Here is a 17,808-nt window from a genome sequence, read left to right on the forward strand (position 1 = left end):
TCGGCGTCGCAGCGCCATCGAGCCGGCGATCGGGCACATGAAGAACGACGGCAGGCTGCGACGAAACTGGCTCAAAGGCGTGGAAGGCGATGCCTTCCACGCGCTACTATGCGGTTGCGGCCACAATCTGCGCATGATCCTGCGGAAGCTACCGCTTCTTTTTGTCTTGATCGCCGCTTGGGCTATATGGCACCAGCTTTTCTGTACCCAGCATCCGCAGCGGCTTGCGCCGAGCTGCGGCTAATTTTTGAATTATTCAGGCCGGACTAAATAGGTGAGCTGTTTCAAAAACGATAAGTGACCGTCAACTGTGCTGACTGCGGCCGGCCAGGATCGAGCGTGTAGTTGAAGACACTTGCCAATCCGCCGGTGTAATACTTGCGATCGAATAGATTAATGACGTTCAACTGCGTTCGCCATGCGCCGCTTTGATACGACAACGAGGCGTCGGTGCGGACATAGCCGGGCAACTTGTAGGTATTGGGAAGACTCGCTTCCCGTTCGCCGACGTAATAAATGCCGGCGCCCACACCTAGCCCTTTCAACGCTGTTTCCTGAAATTCATACGTGTTCCAGAAGCTCGCATGATGGCGCGGGACGTTGGACAGCGTGTCGCCGACCGGCAGATTGGTATCGCTTTTCACCGTGGCGTCGGTATAAGTGTAAGCTGCGATCAGTTTCCACGCCGGCGTGATCGGTCCGGCTATATCGAATTCGACGCCCCGGCTTGCTTGTTTGCCAGTGAGTACTTGGCGCGTGGGATCGAGGGGATCGCTGGTCAGAATGTTAGTGCGTTTGAGGTCGAATGCCGCGAGGGTTGCGCTCAGGCGATTCTTAATCAATTCTTGCTTTAGGCCGACTTCAACCTGTTCGCCGAGTTCGGCGTCATACGTGCTACTGGTCACGCCGTGGGCGATATTGGGCGCGTGGCTGCGGCTCCAATCCGTGAACAGCGAAGTACTGTCGGTCGGTTGCCAGACCAAGCCAATGCGTGGCGAGAAAGCATTCTGGCTGCCTCTGGCAACCTCTGATCCGCCTAGCAGTTCACGGTTTTCAAACCGGTCGCCACGCAAGCAAATATGAAGTTTGACCTGCGACGTAACATCAATCAGATCCTGAAAATACACCCCGAGGTCCTTGCCCTGGGCCTGATGGTACGGGCCGGATGCCGAGGCAGCCACTAATGGGGAAACGTAGTTGGGGTTGGACAAGTCGAGCGTCAACTGCGATACCGCCGAACCGGCGCCCCCCTGTTTAAGGTAGCCATAGTCAATGCCGGCGAGCAGAGAATGTTTAACGGCGCCCGTTGTGAAATTGCCGAGCAAATCGGCCTGCGCCGAATACTGCCTCGATGCTTCATTTGCGCCGCTATAAACCGAGACGTCGAGCAGGTTGCCGCCCGTGTATGAGCCGTTGTCCGGGAAGCTCTGTTGGGATAATTGATGCGCATGGCTGTAATGTGCGGCGGCGCGCACCTTCCATTGAGCGTTCAGCGCGTGTTCGAATATCAGCGTCGCAGCCTCGGTATCGTTTTTAGCAAAGTCGCCTGCCACGCCGGGATAAACGCCATCGCGCAGCCCAAAATACCGGGTGCGGGAAAGCGTCGCGTAATTTGGGAGGTTTGGGACGCCAAAATCAAAGCCATCACGATTCAGATGGTTGAGTTCAGTGAGCAGCGTCAGCGAGGTTCCACGGCCGTTATTCCAGCTAATCGCTGGTGCGAATGACCACGAATCGTAGCCCACGTTATCGCGGAAAGTCGAGTTCTTTTCATATGCGCCGTTGAGGCGGACGCTCAGGCCGTTATCTAGACCCTGATTGACATCAAGGGTCGAGCGGCGCAAGCCATAGCTGCCCAGTGTCAGACCGACTTCACCGAAACTCCCCGGCCCCGGTCGCTTGGAAACAGTATTCACGTAGCCGCCTACCGCGCCAACACCGCCGTACAGCGCTCCGGCCGGCCCCTTGAAGACCTCCACCTGCTCAATGTTTTGCACATCACGAAATGCCAGATAACCATAATTGCGGAAGCCGTCTCTCAGGCCGTTGTTTTCGCTGAAGCCGCGAATATTAAAAAACGTCGCGCCGTTACCGCCGTAATTGGACTCAGCAAGCACGCCGCTGACATTGTCGAGTAACTGGTCAGTGCGGGTAACGCCGCGGTCGCGTAAAAGTCCGTGCGGAACGACCTGAATCGACGCAGGCAAATCTTTTAGTGGGATCGACGTGCGGCTGGTGCTTTCCGCAACTGCTGCCTGATAGCCGGAATCGACATCGGCACGAACCAATACAGTGGGTAGCTCTTGAGGGACGGTTGCGTCAGCCGACCAGGCGATGGAGACATTAGACGAAAACGCGATACCGAGTGCGATCAGGAGCGGGTGGACCTTGGTACCGTTGCATTCAAATTTCATGGTGTAATCCGGTCAATTATGTGTAGTTTGTGTATTGGCTTGGTATTTTTCAGGCCGCGATGCCGGTCGGCCGCTGTTGAGATCAACACCAAAGGAAGCATCAGGGCGATTTCATTTGTGCAGGAGGATGGCGCATCTTCTCAATGAGGCTGTCGAACAGCAGCACGGCCAGGCTATAAGAGGCGAAGTAAAAAAACGCCAACGCTGCAAATGCAGCGGCGTTGAAGCAACGCAACGCCCGAAGGACGAACGCGAGCGAGATACCTGATTGGTTCATGGCAATCCTCGTTAAACAGGTTCAGATCGCCGCCAGATTTATGGCAGCATAATGCACCGGCAAACCGGGCATAAACTGGAGCTGGAGATGTGACCGCATCAGCGCACACGAGTGCTGCCGAAGGCTTGGTCAGGCGAGGAAGGGAGGCGCGCGCGGGTTGGCGGTAGACCACGCATGCAGGGAGTGTGGTGCGGCGTAAAACAGCGGTGGATAGATATCGCGACCCGAGTCGATGGCAAAGACAAGTGATGAAGAGCCCGTCAAGGCAGATGTGCCGCCATGGGTGACGCAAAAAACGCAGTGCTCCATTCCATGTTTGGCTGTGGTCGGCTTTTTGCTACTATCGGCGTCAGTAACTTTGACTACTTTGTAGCCATTGACCGTACAGATTTCCAAGGTGACGGCGGAGTCGGTTCGGGCCGCCAGCGCGTGCGAAATGGCCGGGGCGAGCGCACTGAACAAGATGGCCAACATGGCAATCCAGATATGCAGTGTTTGTCGCTTTACCGTTCTGATCATCTCGATATTATAGTAGATAGTTGTTCCCGATTACCGGCAAGCCAGGCTATAGGGCAATTTGTCCTATTATCCGTATCCTCCATTTGAACATTATCACCTGACTCAACTCTAGAACAGATCGTCCAAAATGCGTCGCGTCAGGATGAGGCAGCGCGCGATGTCCCGTGCAAAATAGTAGCGATGGCAGCCTTGGACCGCTTGACCATTGATGTCGGCGACTTGCCTGAAGCCGATCTGTTGGTCAGCATGTCCCTCGACATGCGCGATAGTCGGCGACAACGGTAGTACGGAACAAGCCGAAAAATTATCTGGCACCAAAAATTCGGCTTCGTCCGACGTCAATATGCCCCATCTTTTGCCGACCATTCTTTCACGCTCCCGGCGCATCTCCATCATAAAGCGCAACCCTGTCATGAATCGGCTCGGGATGGTATTGTCCGGCGCAGCGAACACATACCCGTTCGCCTCCAGAATCTCCTGAGTGTCGATCGACATCTCGCGTTCCGGCGCCACAAAGCTTAATCTCGCGTCAGGAATAGGATTAAGTAAACGCTCGTGCCGCAAGGTCCACAGGAGATACAGGTCGGTGACGGCCTGATTCATCATGGCATCGAGAGTGGTCACGGCACGGGCGACGATGTTTCTTGCTACATCCTGGTACCGATCCTTAATTGCTTTCATGAACACGGCTTCGGCCTTTTGATCCCAAAGACGGCGCGCACAAAAATACGAATTGCCGGGTGTAAGCCACAGATCTTTCTCACCGCTCTTCCGGCGCACCTGCACCGTTCCTTTATCACCGGCAAAACGTGCTATACACGACTTCGGAAATATGTGCTGGTCGATCGTTAGTCTGTGTGGATTGCCTTTTTGCGGCTTTGGATAGCGCATCAGGGCCTCAGGGGAGCTGATTCGTCGCACGTATCGTGCATTGGAAGATGAGGCATCATCGCGTCCAAGATCCGGCGCGTTGAGCATAGCGGCAAGCGTGGTCTTCAAAGTGGCACAGGCTTGGTCGAAGCTTGGATGAAAATTGAGAGCATCGACCGCTTCAAATTGCTGTTTCAGTTGCGCGTACCGCTCTTCAAGCTGCTGGAACACCGCTGCAGCATTCCTGACCATGAATTCACGCGCCGGCATAAGTACTTCCGGTTCGCGCTCGGCGATCAGGGCGAAGTCAAAGATATCGCGCCCCGTAATTCGATCACCGCGATGCCACATCTTTTTGGCGATAATCTCCACCGACGTCTCCACGCGCACCTGATGCCCCAGTACTGTCTCAACTTCAAAGCCAGGGGTAGTTAGATTCGGTGCGGCGACGAAGTCGATTTCGCCTTCCTCCAGATATAGCTTGACGTAGCCGGCAGTTTCCACGTAATCAGTGGTGATCGACTCAGCTACATCGCTCAGTCGAGGCGTGACAAAACCAAGCGACTGCAGGTCGGGAACGAAGATGTCGATGTCCTTGCTAAAACGGCAGCCATACCCTCCCGCCCACCAAGCCAGAGCAAATGATCTTCAACATCACATAAATGTTGGCCGAGTAAAGCCGATTACCCGTCAGACTGATGCATTAATTTTTCCATGACAGTCCAGAATTGCGTCGCACTCCTGTACCGCCAACGCAAAGTTGAATTGATCGATGGCGGTGGTGAGTTCTAAAAATTCCGGCCGCTGTGTCAGCCGATGCTCGCGCACCAACGCTTCAAACATGGGCAAGGCGTCGAGGTTGGATGCGGCCAGCAGCGGGCGTAATTGTTGTAGCTTCAAAGGCAGTTGACTTGGATCGGCAGTCGAAGGAGCCTTCGGCGGCTGCGCCGTACTATCAATCTGCTGTGCCAACGCCAAGCTGTCGACCTGTGCGTTGCGGCCAGCCAACAGCAACGCTGTATGCACATCACCCCAGCGTGGCAAACTGTCCTCGCTATGTAAGATTTGCTCCAACGCGTGCGCCTGATGCGCCAGCTCGGTCGCACCTACCGTTCCGGCTAGCCCCTTCAGACTGTGGATTGTCATGCCGGCGGCTTGGCGCTGCGATTCTAGCGGCAGTGCCGGGACGGCCGCTACTAGCGTCTGAATTTCGGCAGAAAAATGCCGCAACGCTCGGCTATATGCCGCTTGATTCCCTCCAAAGCGGCTGAGTGCTGCGTTGCCGTCAAAACCGGGTCGATCCAGCAAAGCATCCAGAGCAGGTGCCTGCGCCGCCAAGACTGGCGTTTCTGGCTCGTCGTCGGTCCAACGCAGGATGACCATGGCTAGCTTCTCGATATCGAACGGCTTGCCGATATGATCGTTCATGCCAGCTGCCATCGCGGCGTGGCGGTCGCTTTCCATCACATTGGCGGTCATCGCAATAATAGGCAAAGCCCACAATCCCAGACTGGCGCGGATCTCGCGAGCTGTCGTATATCCGTCGATGCCCGGCATCTGGATATCCATGAGTACGCAGTCGAACATCGGCTGCGCCGTCCTCAACATTTGCAGCGCGGTGTGGCCATCTCCCGCCACTTCGACGCTGGCGCCTACATCGGTTAGCAGTTCGCGGGCCACCTGCTGGTTAATCGGGTTATCCTCCACCAACAACAGCCGGCGGCCCGCCAGCGGCTGCATCCGCACTGCCACCAAGCCGTCGCTGCGGCGACCGCCCTGTTTAGCCGCATATGCTTCGGCCACTGCGTCAAGCAGCAGCGACGGCGTGACCGGTTTGACGACAATCCCATCCACCACCGCCGGTAGCGCCGCCTCCCGTTGCACCAGCACAGTCTGACCGTGTGCTGTGACCATAATGATGAGGGTCATCCGTTCTGGTGGCAGCCTACGCCGCAATTCGGCACTGGCTTCCCAGCCATTTATGCCGCCCAGTTGCCAGTCCATGAACACCGCGTCGTACGAACCGCTGGCCGGATCGGCACAGCGCGCCAGCGCCGCCTCGCCGCTGTCAACCATATCGACTTCCCAGCCAAAGCCGCGCAACATTACTTGCATCGACTCACGGGCGGCTGCATGGTCATCAACCACCAGACAGCGAAAATGCGGAAACTGGCTGGCGCTCATTATGGGCACACCGTCAGGCGCCGCCGCACTCTGGCAGGCGATATCGAAGCTGAAGGTGCTCCCCACTCCGAGCTGGCTCTCGACGCGCAACTGGCCTTCCATCATCTCGACCAGACGTTGACTGATGGCCAGCCCAAGTCCGGAACCGCCGAAGCGCCGCACGGTAGACACTTCGGCTTGGGTAAAGCCTTCGAAAATGCGCTGGCACTGCTCTTCCGAAATCCCGATGCCGGTGTCACTGACGCTAAAGCCCAACCGCAAGCCGCCCTCGTCGTGCACCGTCACAGCCTCAGAGAGCGCAGGAAGTAGATGCGCCCGTAACACCACCTCGCCTTGCTGCGTGAATTTGACCGCATTGCCCGCCAGATTGATCAAAATCTGCTGCAGCCGCAGCGCATCGGCCTGTAGCCATTCCGGCAGTCGCGGATCCATATCAAACACCAGCTCGATGTTCTTGTCTCCAACGTTGGCGGACAAGATCACGCCGATATCGCGCATTAACTGGTCGACGCTGAACGGCTGCGGGTCAAGCGTCAGCTTGCCCGCCTCGACGCGTGAAAAATCGAGAATATCATTGAGAATGCCGAGCAAGGCACGGCCAGCCCCTTCGGCCTTATTGGCGTAATCGTACTGCTGGCTGTTCAACGTAGTGCGCTTGAGTAGGGCCAGCATGCCTAGTACCGCGTTCATCGGGGAGCGGATTTCGTGACTCATATTGGCCAGGAAAGCCGACTTGGCACGGTTGGCAGCATCGGCCGCAGCAACCGCAGAAAGCAGGGCAGCCTCCGCCTGATGCTGGGCGGTGATGTCGCGGTTGATCCCCACCATGCGCAACGCTTTACCGCTAGCGTCCCGCTCCACCATGGCACTGGCCTGAATCTGCCGCACCTGTCCCTGCGTATCGCAGATGCGGAACACCAGGTCGTATTTGCAGCGTCCCTCCAGAGCCCCGTTCAACTGGTCGACCGCGCGCTCCACGTCATCCGGATGCAGACGGCTGCGCCAGTGCTCATAGTTCAGGTCCGCACCACGCTCGGCCAGTGGGACTTCATAAATTTCACACATCAAATCGTTCCAGTCCATCGTACCGCTGGGCACATCCCAGGTCCAAATCCCCAGTTCGGCAACGGCGGCTGCATGCAATAACTGGGTACGGCTGGCCTCCAGACTGCGCCGTTGCTGCTCCTGGAGACTGATATCGGCCGCAATCCCAAGATAGCCATTGATGCTGCCATCGTCGGCGCGCAGCGCGCTGACGGACAGTAGCACCGGGAACTTGCTGCCATCCTTGCGTACATAGGTCCAGCTGCTCTCATCGCTGCCGCCGAGGTGGGTACGGGCGACAAACACCTCAAAGCCCGGTGCCACCGACCTTCCAAGTTCGGCGCTCAGCACAAGGGCGCGCGCCGCGACTTCGTCGGGATCATGCCAGATTGCCGGACTCTCCTTTGCCACCAATTCGTCAGCCTGGTAGCCCAGCATGTGCTCGGCGGCCGGATTGAACAGCGTCACGATGCCGTGCTCGTCTGTGGCGATAATCGCATACGCGGAGTGCTCCAGAATGGCCCGCTGCAAAATCGAGATCGCCTGAACCTGAGCGGTACGCGCCCCAACCTGGCACTCCAGGTTGGCGTTCAGGTCGCGAATGTGACGCTCGGCTGCGACCCGCTCGCTGATATCGCGTACTGTCTTGGCGGCGCCCACGATGCGCCCGCCGGCGCTGCGAATCGGGGAAGAAGTGACCAGCACGTCCAGCATGCTGCCATCCTTGCGTCGGCGCTGGGTTGCCAGATCGTCGACTCCATCGCCGGCAAGCACCTTGCGCAATATAGCCTCTTCTTCGGCCTCGCTGCCGGGCGGGACGATTAGCGCCATCAGTGGCTGACCGACCGCCTCCTCGGCCGTGTAGCCAAACATCCGCTCGGCACCATGATTCCAGCTGGTGACGACGCCATCCAACGTCTTGCCGATGATGGCATCATGCGAGCTCTCGACAATAGCCGAAACGCGCGACTGATATTCACGTGCCACACGCTGCTGGCGCGCCTGCCAAAAGAAGGCGGCGCCCATGATCAGCGCGCCGGCCCCGAGCGCCAGCGCGATATTGCGCTGCGAGCGGCGCACGTCGCCGTACACCTGCTCTTGCGGCATCGTCAGCACAAAAGTCAGGTCGCGCTGCCGCTGCAGCGGATCCAGCGAGATTTTGCGCGCGATCGCGAAGTAGTCCTCTCCCTGCCCTTGCAACCGCTCCATAACATCGCCGACGGAAACGGTATCGGTGCGCCGGAATTCATTGCCCCACCGCCATCGCTGCCCGCGTTCGAAGCCGAAGCTGCGCTGCACATCTGGATGTAGCAAGAAGTCGCCCTCGCTGTTCATCAGATAAGCATTGAAGTAAGGCGGAAGATTATTGGATAGAGCGCGCAAGATGCCGCGCAGATCATAATTGATGACCACTAGTCCAAAGATCTTGCCGTCTAGGCCAAACACCGGTGCCACCGCACGTACCGTGGGAACTTCAGGTAATTGGATCTTGCCATGTTCCCGGTTCAGGTTCAGATCCGAAATAAAGGCTTGGTCCGGCCGCAGCCGCAAGCCGTCCTGCACATACGCAGTATCACCCTTATCCTGTAGCCGTTGCGGCGGCACCGCAATAATTCCCTCCGGCTCGCGCTCGACCCGTATCAGTTCGCGTCCATTGTTGGCGCTGCCTATTAGGCGTACCTGGAACACATCGGGATGGGCCTCCAGATAAGAGCGGAAGATGCTGGTAAGGCGTTTTTCCCAAAGTGTGCCAGGAGTCGCCTCAGCCGCATCATAGCCGCCGTTCGCGCTGGCCCGCATCACACCGTCCACCGGCGGCACACTCCTCAAGAACAAAGCATCGCGCCGTAAGTCCTCCAACCGACGTGTCAGCACATCGGCATTAGCCAAGCTACGGCCCTGCAGCCTCGCCTGCAACGCTTGCTCACCGCTGTTACGCTCAACGCGCCCGGTGTGCAACACGGCGAGTACCGCCAGCATTGCCAGCGACACTACTAACAACCATCCCCAAAATTGCTTTACGCAAGTTCTTTCGCGATTGCTAAACATAATCAGCTCCCCCTAAGTCGATGCGGTGCACACATGTCGCGTCGCGATTTGTTTCGTCCTAAGCCAATGCAGCCCAAGAGCATCGCTTTTTGCAATAATCTTAGGTATCCTAGCAGTGAACGCGCAATCTGGAGCGGCAGGCCTGCTCGATACAATACAGAGATGGTATAGGTGCACCGGTAGGCCAGCGTTTGTGGCAGAACCACAACGCTAGTTTCCTGCAAGTTCTCCGCAATCTGGCTAAGGACTCAAATATGATGCCGACCACGACGTTGAATGCACTGGCCGTCGGCCCGGAACTTAGTGCTGATCGTTCTCTGCGCTTGTTGGTCGTCGATGATCAAACGGCCAACATCCAAGCCGTGTACCAAGTTTTTACCGGTAGCTACACGGTATTTATGGCCAACAGCGGCCCAGCGGCACTGGCGCTCTGCCACGAAAATCCGCCCGACTTAGTATTGCTCGATGTAGTGATGCCCCAAATGGATGGGCTGGAAGTATGTCGTCGTCTAAAGGCCAGCGAAAGAACCAGCAATATCCCGGTCATCTTCGTCACCGGCGGCAACTCCACCAGCGAAGAAGACGCCTGTTGGGAAGCTGGCGGAGTTGACTTTGTCAGCAAACCCATCAACCCACTGACCTTGCGCAACCGGGTACGCGCTCATCTGACCCTGAAGCTGCAGTCCGACGTGTTGCGTAGTTTGGCTTTTGTTGATGGTTTGACCGGCATCGCCAACCGACGCCAGTTTGACGAACAACTGCCGGTCGAGATTGGCCGCTGCAAACGCATGAGCTTGCCGTTGGGGCTGATCTTGCTCGATATCGATTTCTTCAAGCGCTACAACGACCGCTATGGCCATCAGGCGGGCGACGCCTGTCTGCGTCAGGTGGCAATGGCGCTCCGCGCCACGCTAGCGCGACCAGGCGACCTCGTGGCGCGATACGGCGGTGAAGAATTTGTCTGTATCCTGCCTAATACCCCGCTTGAGGGCGCACTGCGCATCGGTACCAAGTTGGAAGCGGCGGTGCGCGCGCTGGAGATCGAACATCAGCTCTCTGATGTCGCCACGGTGGTCAGCATCAGCGGTGGCATCGTCGCCGGCGTGCCGCCACCTGACTGCGAGCCGGCGACACTGCTGGCACAGGCTGATCGTCTACTGTATCAAGCCAAGCAAGAGGGGCGTGCGCGCGTCAAGGCCGAGTCGCTCGCCACCGCAGGCATCGTCACAGTAACGTGAGTGGCCGCCAGTAGTACCAACCTAGGAGCCGAGATGGCAAACAGTTACGATACTCGGATACGCATTCTGCTAGTCGACGATGAAAGGGTGCAGCTGCGGGCCTTGGCCGATGTACTCGAAATGGACGGCTTTGCCGTCACTGCTTTCAGCTCCCCAGCCGATGCACTCGACTCACTGACCCAGCATAAATACGAGCTGATGCTGTGCGACTTGGTGATGCCAGATCTGGACGGCATCGCACTGACAGCGGCGGCATTGCATATCGCTCCGGCGATGGGCTGTGTATTGATCACGGCTAAAGCTACTGTGCCACGCGCGGTCGATGCGATGCGCGCTGGCGCGCTTGACTTTGTTTTGAAACCATTTGACGCCGATGCGCTGAAGGCCACGCTACAGCGGGCCTTGGCGATGCGCCAACTGCGACTGGAGAAGTACACCGCTGAGCAATCGCTACGGACCAGTCTCGACCAACTGAATCAGACCAACCGGGATCTGCTCGAAGCCCAGATAAAGGTGCAGCAGGCCAATGAAGCCAAATCCAGATTCATCGCCAGCATGAGCCATGAAATACGTACTCCATTGAACTCCATCGTCGGCTTTGCCCATATCCTTAACTCGCCAAAACTCGTCACCACCGCAGCGCAGCAGGTGCAGTTTTCCGGCCACATCCTCAGCAGCGCAAAGCACTTGTTAACGCTGATTAATGAAATTCTCGATCTGGCCAAGATTGAGTCGGCAACTCAAGATCTTCAGCTCGAAGCGGTGCCGTTGGCCCCACTCCTAGAGGAGTGCCGGGCCATGCTTGAACCGATGTGCCAAGCGCGCGAAATCGTCACCGAGTTCACCGTCGACGACACGCTGGCGGTACAGGCGGATCTGTTGCGACTCAAGCAGGTACTGCTCAATTTGCTCTCCAACGGCATCAAATATAATCGACGAGGCGGCACATTGCAGGTGGGAGTAACGTGCTCAGGTTCCATGGTAAGGATCAGTGTCAGTGACAGTGGTCTAGGTATCCCGGCCGAGCTATTGTCCCGCCTGTTCCGTCCCTTCGACAGACTCGGCCTGGATAGCAACGCCGAGGCGGGCACAGGCCTCGGTTTGGTGATTTGCAAGCATCTGGTTGAACAAATGCACGGCGAGATCGGCGTTTTCAGCCAGCCAGACCGAGGCAGCACTTTCTGGCTGCAACTGCCCTTGGCCATTTTGGCCTGAGCCGGCAATGGACCTCAGTGGTAGTTGAATACGACGCAATCCTCGCGATCTGAAATAACCATGCGTCCCGCATCCGGCGGGCCTCCTCATCCTTATCAATACGTTCACTGTCGAACTCTAGTGAGCGCAGAGGCTGCCGACCAGATTGTCGAAGGCTACCGAAGATACTCATCGTTTGCGGTTTTTTTTTCCTGAACATCGCGTCTAATTCGCCCGGCAATGCTCATGCGCAAGCGCGATCAGTGAAGCTGAGGAGCGGCCGGGATTCGTGTAGAAATACCCAGATTGCGCTGTAACCTACTGATTTATTGAATAATTCTTGTCTTATCGTTCATCGGCGGCACCTGTCGTTCTAGATCGAGTGTGTAGGCACCGTATCGGTTGATGTGCTCGGTTCGATATGGGGCTAGGCCGGCCAATATCTCCTCGTCGATCTGCAGGCTCTCTCCCTGCATCTCCTTTAGCACCCGTCTCTTCGTGTCGACGTTGTGGATGTCCAGATTGGCCACTATCTGATTATATTTCACCACTTCACGCTGCTCATGGCGCACGTTTTCCGCGATGATGCCTTGATTGCCAAAGAACAGCCATTTGATGAACTTGTTGAACTCCTCGCTTTTGTTAGTCGCGGCCTGGATGTTTTTGCGCAGCTCCACGTCCCAGATATATTTGAGCAGGAGTTCGGTCCGCACGCCCCTCCCCAATTCACGGAACGCGAAATACAGCTTGTCCTTGCGGCGAAGGATCGTCGAGGGCGTAATCTTGGCTTTACGCTTACGAAAGACGTACGCCAACGGTCGTTTGTGTATCGGCAACCACCGCGGCTCGTCCTGCCACGCTTTGCCGGCCACGACGAGTCGCCCCAAAGGTCCGGGCTCCAGACCGGCGATGCTACGCAGCAGCTTGGTCTTGGCCAAGCCAGAACTGTCAAAGAGCGCTGTCACGGCGCTATCAGGTAACGGCAGGTCAGCCAAGAGTGTCAAGACCGGTCGCCCGTGGCTGAAACATAGCTCATCCATTACATCGACCTGCTCAAAAGTGAACCAAAATGGGGCAAAAAAGAGCCGTATATGAGTCATACACCCATGGGTTGCATGAGGAGTTTGCGATTACGTCTGACAGCGACCTCGCTAGTAATTTGACGTGCATAATTGCTCGATAGCGGTGGTACATTGCTACGAACCTGCCCCGTATTTTGCGAATATATTCATGGACACTTTGACTGCTAGCACCGCACTATCTATAGTGCAACTCTGTATCTCCGCAACGATGATAGGTTTGTACTATGCAGCACCTAGCGAACGCTACACTCGACTATGGGCAGCATCAGGCGTACTTACTTCAGCGGGCATGACAATTATTTTCTTGAATATTAGTAGTAAGCCCGGCTTTATGTTGACTTCAGGAAACTCAATGCTCTTCGCAGGATGCGTTGTGGTCTGGATTGGTTTACGTGCTTTTTATGAGCAGAAAATTACTTTTTGGGCCTATTCTCCTATCCCCATATTTTCTGGCTTGTATTCGCTTTTAGTTTCTACTGATGCTGATTTCTCTTCTCGTGCAGCTCTAAGCAGCATCAGCCTGATTTTTGTTTTTTTTCTGTGTATGCACTCATTGCTGAAAATTCCTGAAAATTTAGGTCTAAGCAGACGTGGATATGCTCGTGGCATGGCTATTTTAGGACTTGTTTTGTTGAGCAGCGCACACATTTTTCGGATTATTTTAATAGTATATTGGAATAATCCATCCGAATCGGAAAAATTAATGCAGTTCAATGCAATCTCTGTTTATTTGGTTGCTCTCGCCGGAACAGTCCTTTTTTTTCCAGCTCTTTTGTTGCTATATTTTGAACGTATAAAACACCAGCTAATATTTTCACTTAATTCAAAACAGGAAGCTCTAGATATTCAAAACCGTTTTGTGGAAATGTTTTCGCATGAATATCGCACGCCATTAGCAGTTATTCGTACAAATCTGGCTATTTTAAAAAATAGAGATGAAGCCAGTGGTGAACGCCTGAAAGGCAATTTAGAAAAGATGCAACGCGCAGTGCAACGCCTGGTAGAGGTGGCTGAAACTGCGTTAGAAAGTGGTAAAATAGCAGATGTCCACATGGGCATTTATTTTGATCGCGTCCAATTGTCTGATTTTCTTACTGCAGTTATTTCTGAGTCGATCGATTATTGGGGAATCTCTCAAGTCCAAATCGAGCTTCACATCTATTCTTCTAGCATCTTACACTGTGATGTGAAGTTGCTAAAAACCGCGCTACTAAATCTAATTGATAATGCAATCAAATACGGGCCTCAAAAGGGGGCGGTTGATATTACAGCAAGGCTAGAGGTCGGCGCAACGGTCATCACTGTAGCGGACCGAGGGCCAGGCATTCCAGAGCAGGAGCTTGAGTTGGTCTATAGAAAATATTTTAGAGGGAGCCGCACTGGCTCCGTGGCAGGCAGCGGAGTCGGACTATACCTTGTTCGGCGTATTATTGGCCAGCATGGTGGAAGTATTACTCTCACTAATCGAGCTGGTGGAGGTACTCTGGCGACAATAATATTACCATGCCCTCCAAAGGTTAATAATGATAATGGAATTTCAAATTAAGGTATTATTAGTTGAAGATGACAGTGATTTGCGAGATAGCGTGGTCGAATGGCTTGAGATTGAAGGAATGAATGTCATCGGCGTCTCCACTGCAACTGATTTTTATCATGCGATAGCAAGAACTCATTTCGATATCGCAGTGGTTGATATCGGTTTGCCTGATCAAGAAGGATATGTTCTTGCCGAATATATTAGATCGAATACGAATATGGGCGTAATCATTCTCACAGCCCGTGGAGCAATTGAAGATAAACTTAAGGGATATCATTCCGGCGCTGACCTTTATCTTGTTAAACCGGTTGATTGTCGGGAACTATCAGCGGTTATCGTAAGTATTGCTGATCGAGTCCAGAAGTGCAGGAATGAGATTCCTGTTGTTACCGCTTCTTGGGTAATCTCTTTAAATCAATGGGAATTGAGTTTCTCTAATTATTTTAGAATATCACTTACTTTAAAAGAATTGATGTTTCTCGAATCACTGGCGGTTTCGCCCGGTTCGCCTGTGAAAAAGAAAATTATTCTTGAAAAAATATACCAACGCAATGATTTCTATAGCAGTCGTTCATTAGATTCACTGGTCCGTCGATTGCGATCAAAAATAGAACAGGCAGGAATGAATATACCTATAAAAACCGTACATTCAGTTGGATATTGCTTTGCTGGGGATATTATCTTAAATGAAGGAGATTTAGACCAGTAAGAACTTCGTCACATTTGGTCACTATTCGTCGGAGTTGGTGGTTTGCGCCCAGGTAAGTATTCCACTACTATGGTTCTTGCATTTTTCTTTATTTTATTGATTTAATTTTACTATTTTCACCCTGGGGATTTAATGAAAAAAATTATTGTAGCCTTGGCGACTGTAGGCGTGATTGGCTCTATAGGTTCTGTACACGCAGAAGTTGTGTCCTTCACCGCATCTAAGCCGACAACCATTACCGCTTGGACCGACATCCTGTCCATTGGTAAATTTGATTCGAATCTAGGAACTCTTAACTCGATCACGTTCGCATTGGACGGCATAGTGTCGGGCGCAGGCCGGGCTGAATCGTTGGATGGCGCTGCTTCGACTGTAACCCTCTCGCTAAGTTCTATCTTGACCTTAGCTCGTCCCGATGGTTCAACTATCGTAGTAACTAATCCTGTCTTCAGCAAAGGTTACTCGTTAACTGCCTTCGATGGTTCAATCGATTTTGCAGGTGGTTCAGGAGCTTCGACCGGTCAAGTAAGCAGTAATCATAGTGAGAGCTTCGTGTCCAATTCAACATACGACTACAGTCTGTTCTCGCAAGCTGGCGGCGGCACAATCAATCTGGGGCTGGGCGCAACCGGTGTGTCGAATGGAAGCGGTGCTGGGAACCTAATCACTCAATTCGCCACTTCAGCGGCCGGTAATGTCACTGTGTCGTACAACTACACCCCTACAACCCCAGTTCCGGAACCTGAAACCTACGCAATGTTGATTAGTGGCCTTGGACTGCTTGGGCTTGTGCGCCGCCGAAAGGATAAAAAACAAGCGTAAATGTGCCTCACCTAAGACGTAAACCGACGAGTCAATTGAATATCATTCGATATTTGCAGAATTTAAATTAAGTTCGCGGCGTCAAAATTGCTCCGAGGATAATGTATGAAATGTTGTTTGCCGAGGACAACGGCACCCTGAGAATATTAGAAACGCTGGGGTTCTTGGCATTCGCACATCACGCAGGACGTAAGACGTACAATTGCGGTAATATCTACTGCACGTACTCTTCAAGACGAAATATTATTTTCAATATAGAACGTGCGAATAGTTCCAGAAAAATTTCGTAATTTAAAACCATAATAGAAAATTCCAAGGCAAGTATTTTACTGGATTTTTTATTTACTTCTTGCCCAGGGTATTATTTAGGGATGGTTCCATTAATAAAAAAGCTTTCTATTATTTCAATGAAAATTGAAAATCATAGGAATTTAAAGAAAAATTTTTATTGCGAAAATTCAGCTTGATTTTATACCGTATTTTTTAAAAAGATAGAATTTCATTAATGTGAGTTTCAAAAAAATATGAATCGGTTAATTGGCTATTCTTTTATACCCTTATTTTTTTCCTGTTTCATTCGGGCATGCATTGCCAAAATGTCAGGTGATAGGCTGTTGGACCTCGATAGCTTTTCTAGTGGGGAAAGAGTGATTTATCCGATCAGTATAATGCTGATGTGCATCTTTATCTGGCATGTATTCGTTCGCACGACCTGCCCGCGGTGCGAATCATATAATGTGATGCGCAATCACAAGCGATACGATTGTGTTCAATGTGGAAAGATCTGGGAACGCGATAGTTGTAATCGTTGAAGTTCGAGACATGTTTTATCACACCTATATAGGCCTAGCGAAAAGTCCGCGAAACGATGTGAGTGAGCTTGACGGTAACAGGTGACCGCTAGTTAATATAGAACAACAGGCTCGTTCATTGTGTTGATTTACTGAGATGGACCCGACACCACCGAATCGGAACAAACTAACGTTTCATCCAATTTACGTGTGGAGGTCTACCATGGATATCGATATTCTCGGGATTGATCTAGCCAAGCGAGTGTTCCAGCTGTATGGTGCTGATCGTCGTGGCCACGCATTGCACGGCTCTAAGGTGCTTCGCGCAGAGCTGCTCGGTGCGGTGCGCAAGTTGCAGCCTCGTGTCATCGCAATGGAAGCTTGCAGCTCAGCCCATCATTGGGGACGGCAATTCCAGGCAACGAGCATCGAAGTGCGACTTATTAGTCCGCAGTATGTCGCGCCATTCGTAAAGACCAACAAGATCGATGCGAACGACGCGGCTGCGATCGTCGAAGCGGCGAGCCGACCCACGATGCACTTCGTTACAGTGAAGTCGGTCGAGCAGCAGGATATGAGGGCGGTTCGCCGCTTCGAATTTCCGGTTTTTCAACGGCTTGCTCCTTTTTTCGGCCTGGGCCCCTCTACAGTGCTGAGAAATTTGAGCTGATGAGCCCGCGTGACTGCATCCAGCAAACTGTTCGAACCAGTGATCGCTTGACGTGCCTTGGGGCTTAAGGTCGAATCCATGGCCACCGCGTTCGTAGACGTGGAGTTCGGCTGGTATGCCCGCTTGCCGCCACGCTATATAGTCCGTCCTGAATAATTCAAAAATCACCCGCAGCTCGGCGTAAGCCGCTGCTGATGCTGAGTACAAAAAAGCTGGCGCCATATAGCCCAAGCGGCGACCAAGCCAAAAGGAAGCCGTAGCTTCCGCAGGATCATGCGCAGGTTGTGGCCGCAACCGCACAGTAGCGCGTGGAAGGCATCGCCTTCCACGCCTTTGAGCCAGTTTCGCCGCAGCCTGCCGTCGTTTTTCATGTGCCCGATCGCCGGCTCAATGGCGCTGCGACGCCGG

Annotated in this window: 10 protein-coding genes and 4 pseudogenes; 7 read left to right on the plus strand and 7 right to left on the minus strand. The window is 53.7% G+C overall.

Annotation, left to right across the window (positions count from 1 at the left end; translation table 11 throughout):
* Window positions 1-244, plus strand: a pseudogene (locus GJ699_RS34905) (IS5/IS1182 family transposase); the annotation flags it as partial.
* 40 nt (window positions 245-284) lie between these two features.
* Here GJ699_RS34905 and GJ699_RS33330 read toward each other — a convergent pair.
* The 5 genes from GJ699_RS33330 to GJ699_RS33350 form a co-directional block, all read right to left on the minus strand.
* Window positions 285-2,414, minus strand: a complete 2,130-nt coding sequence (locus GJ699_RS33330) for a TonB-dependent siderophore receptor (protein ID WP_154383720.1) — start codon at window positions 2,412-2,414, stop codon at window positions 285-287.
* A 100-nt stretch (window positions 2,415-2,514) separates the two neighbouring features.
* Entirely contained in the window at window positions 2,515-2,691 is a 177-nt protein-coding gene (locus GJ699_RS33335; RefSeq protein WP_154383721.1) for a hypothetical protein, read from the minus strand.
* A gap of 129 nt (window positions 2,692-2,820) precedes the next feature.
* Window positions 2,821-3,165: a DUF2946 domain-containing protein gene (locus tag GJ699_RS33340; protein ID WP_229262415.1), complete on the minus strand. Its 345-nt coding sequence runs from the start codon at window positions 3,163-3,165 to the stop codon at window positions 2,821-2,823.
* 153 nt (window positions 3,166-3,318) lie between these two features.
* Entirely contained in the window at window positions 3,319-4,716 is a 1,398-nt protein-coding gene (locus GJ699_RS33345; protein WP_154383723.1) for a nucleotidyl transferase AbiEii/AbiGii toxin family protein, read from the minus strand.
* Window positions 4,717-4,770: 54 nt separating this feature from the next.
* Window positions 4,771-9,357 carry a PAS domain S-box protein gene (locus GJ699_RS33350; RefSeq protein WP_154383724.1) on the minus strand — a complete coding sequence of 1,529 codons (4,587 nt, stop codon included), beginning with the start codon at window positions 9,355-9,357 and terminating at the stop codon, window positions 4,771-4,773.
* A gap of 254 nt (window positions 9,358-9,611) precedes the next feature.
* Here GJ699_RS33350 and GJ699_RS33355 point away from each other — a divergent pair, with 254 nt between their 5' ends.
* Both GJ699_RS33355 and GJ699_RS33360 read left to right on the plus strand, forming a co-directional pair.
* The gene (locus tag GJ699_RS33355; protein WP_229262416.1) at window positions 9,612-10,595 is read left to right on the plus strand and encodes a diguanylate cyclase; all 984 of its coding nucleotides are present in this window, start codon (window positions 9,612-9,614) and stop codon (window positions 10,593-10,595) included.
* Between the two features lie 33 nt (window positions 10,596-10,628).
* Window positions 10,629-11,810 carry an ATP-binding response regulator gene (locus GJ699_RS33360; protein WP_154383725.1) on the plus strand — a complete coding sequence of 394 codons (1,182 nt, stop codon included), beginning with the start codon at window positions 10,629-10,631 and terminating at the stop codon, window positions 11,808-11,810.
* Between the two features lie 305 nt (window positions 11,811-12,115).
* On the opposite strand, the pseudogene GJ699_RS33365 reads toward GJ699_RS33360, so the two are convergent.
* Window positions 12,116-12,574 (minus strand): annotated as a pseudogene (locus tag GJ699_RS33365) (Tn3 family transposase); the annotation flags it as partial.
* A 445-nt stretch (window positions 12,575-13,019) separates the two neighbouring features.
* On the opposite strand from GJ699_RS33365, the gene GJ699_RS33370 reads away from it, so the two are divergent.
* From GJ699_RS33370 to GJ699_RS33385, 4 genes and pseudogenes are all read left to right on the plus strand, one after another.
* Window positions 13,020-14,417 carry a sensor histidine kinase gene (locus GJ699_RS33370; protein WP_154383726.1) on the plus strand — a complete coding sequence of 466 codons (1,398 nt, stop codon included), beginning with the start codon at window positions 13,020-13,022 and terminating at the stop codon, window positions 14,415-14,417.
* A complete protein-coding gene (locus GJ699_RS33375; RefSeq protein WP_195763713.1) occupies window positions 14,401-15,117 on the plus strand; it encodes a response regulator transcription factor in 717 nt (238 codons plus the stop codon). The genes GJ699_RS33370 and GJ699_RS33375 overlap by 17 nt, the downstream gene beginning before the upstream one ends.
* Window positions 15,118-15,249: 132 nt before the next feature.
* Window positions 15,250-15,939: a choice-of-anchor E domain-containing protein gene (locus GJ699_RS33380; RefSeq protein ID WP_154383728.1), complete on the plus strand. Its 690-nt coding sequence runs from the start codon at window positions 15,250-15,252 to the stop codon at window positions 15,937-15,939.
* Window positions 15,940-16,953: 1,014 nt separating this feature from the next.
* A pseudogene (locus tag GJ699_RS33385) lies at window positions 16,954-17,352 on the plus strand (IS110 family transposase); the annotation flags it as partial.
* Window positions 17,353-17,564: 212 nt separating this feature from the next.
* Here the strand turns inward: GJ699_RS33385 and GJ699_RS34910 are convergent.
* Window positions 17,565-17,808: pseudogene (locus GJ699_RS34910) on the minus strand (IS5/IS1182 family transposase); the annotation flags it as partial.

The sequence above is a fragment of the Duganella guangzhouensis genome (assembly GCF_009674535.1).
In the GTDB taxonomy this organism is placed as follows: Bacteria; Pseudomonadota; Gammaproteobacteria; order Burkholderiales; family Burkholderiaceae_D; genus Rugamonas; species Rugamonas guangzhouensis.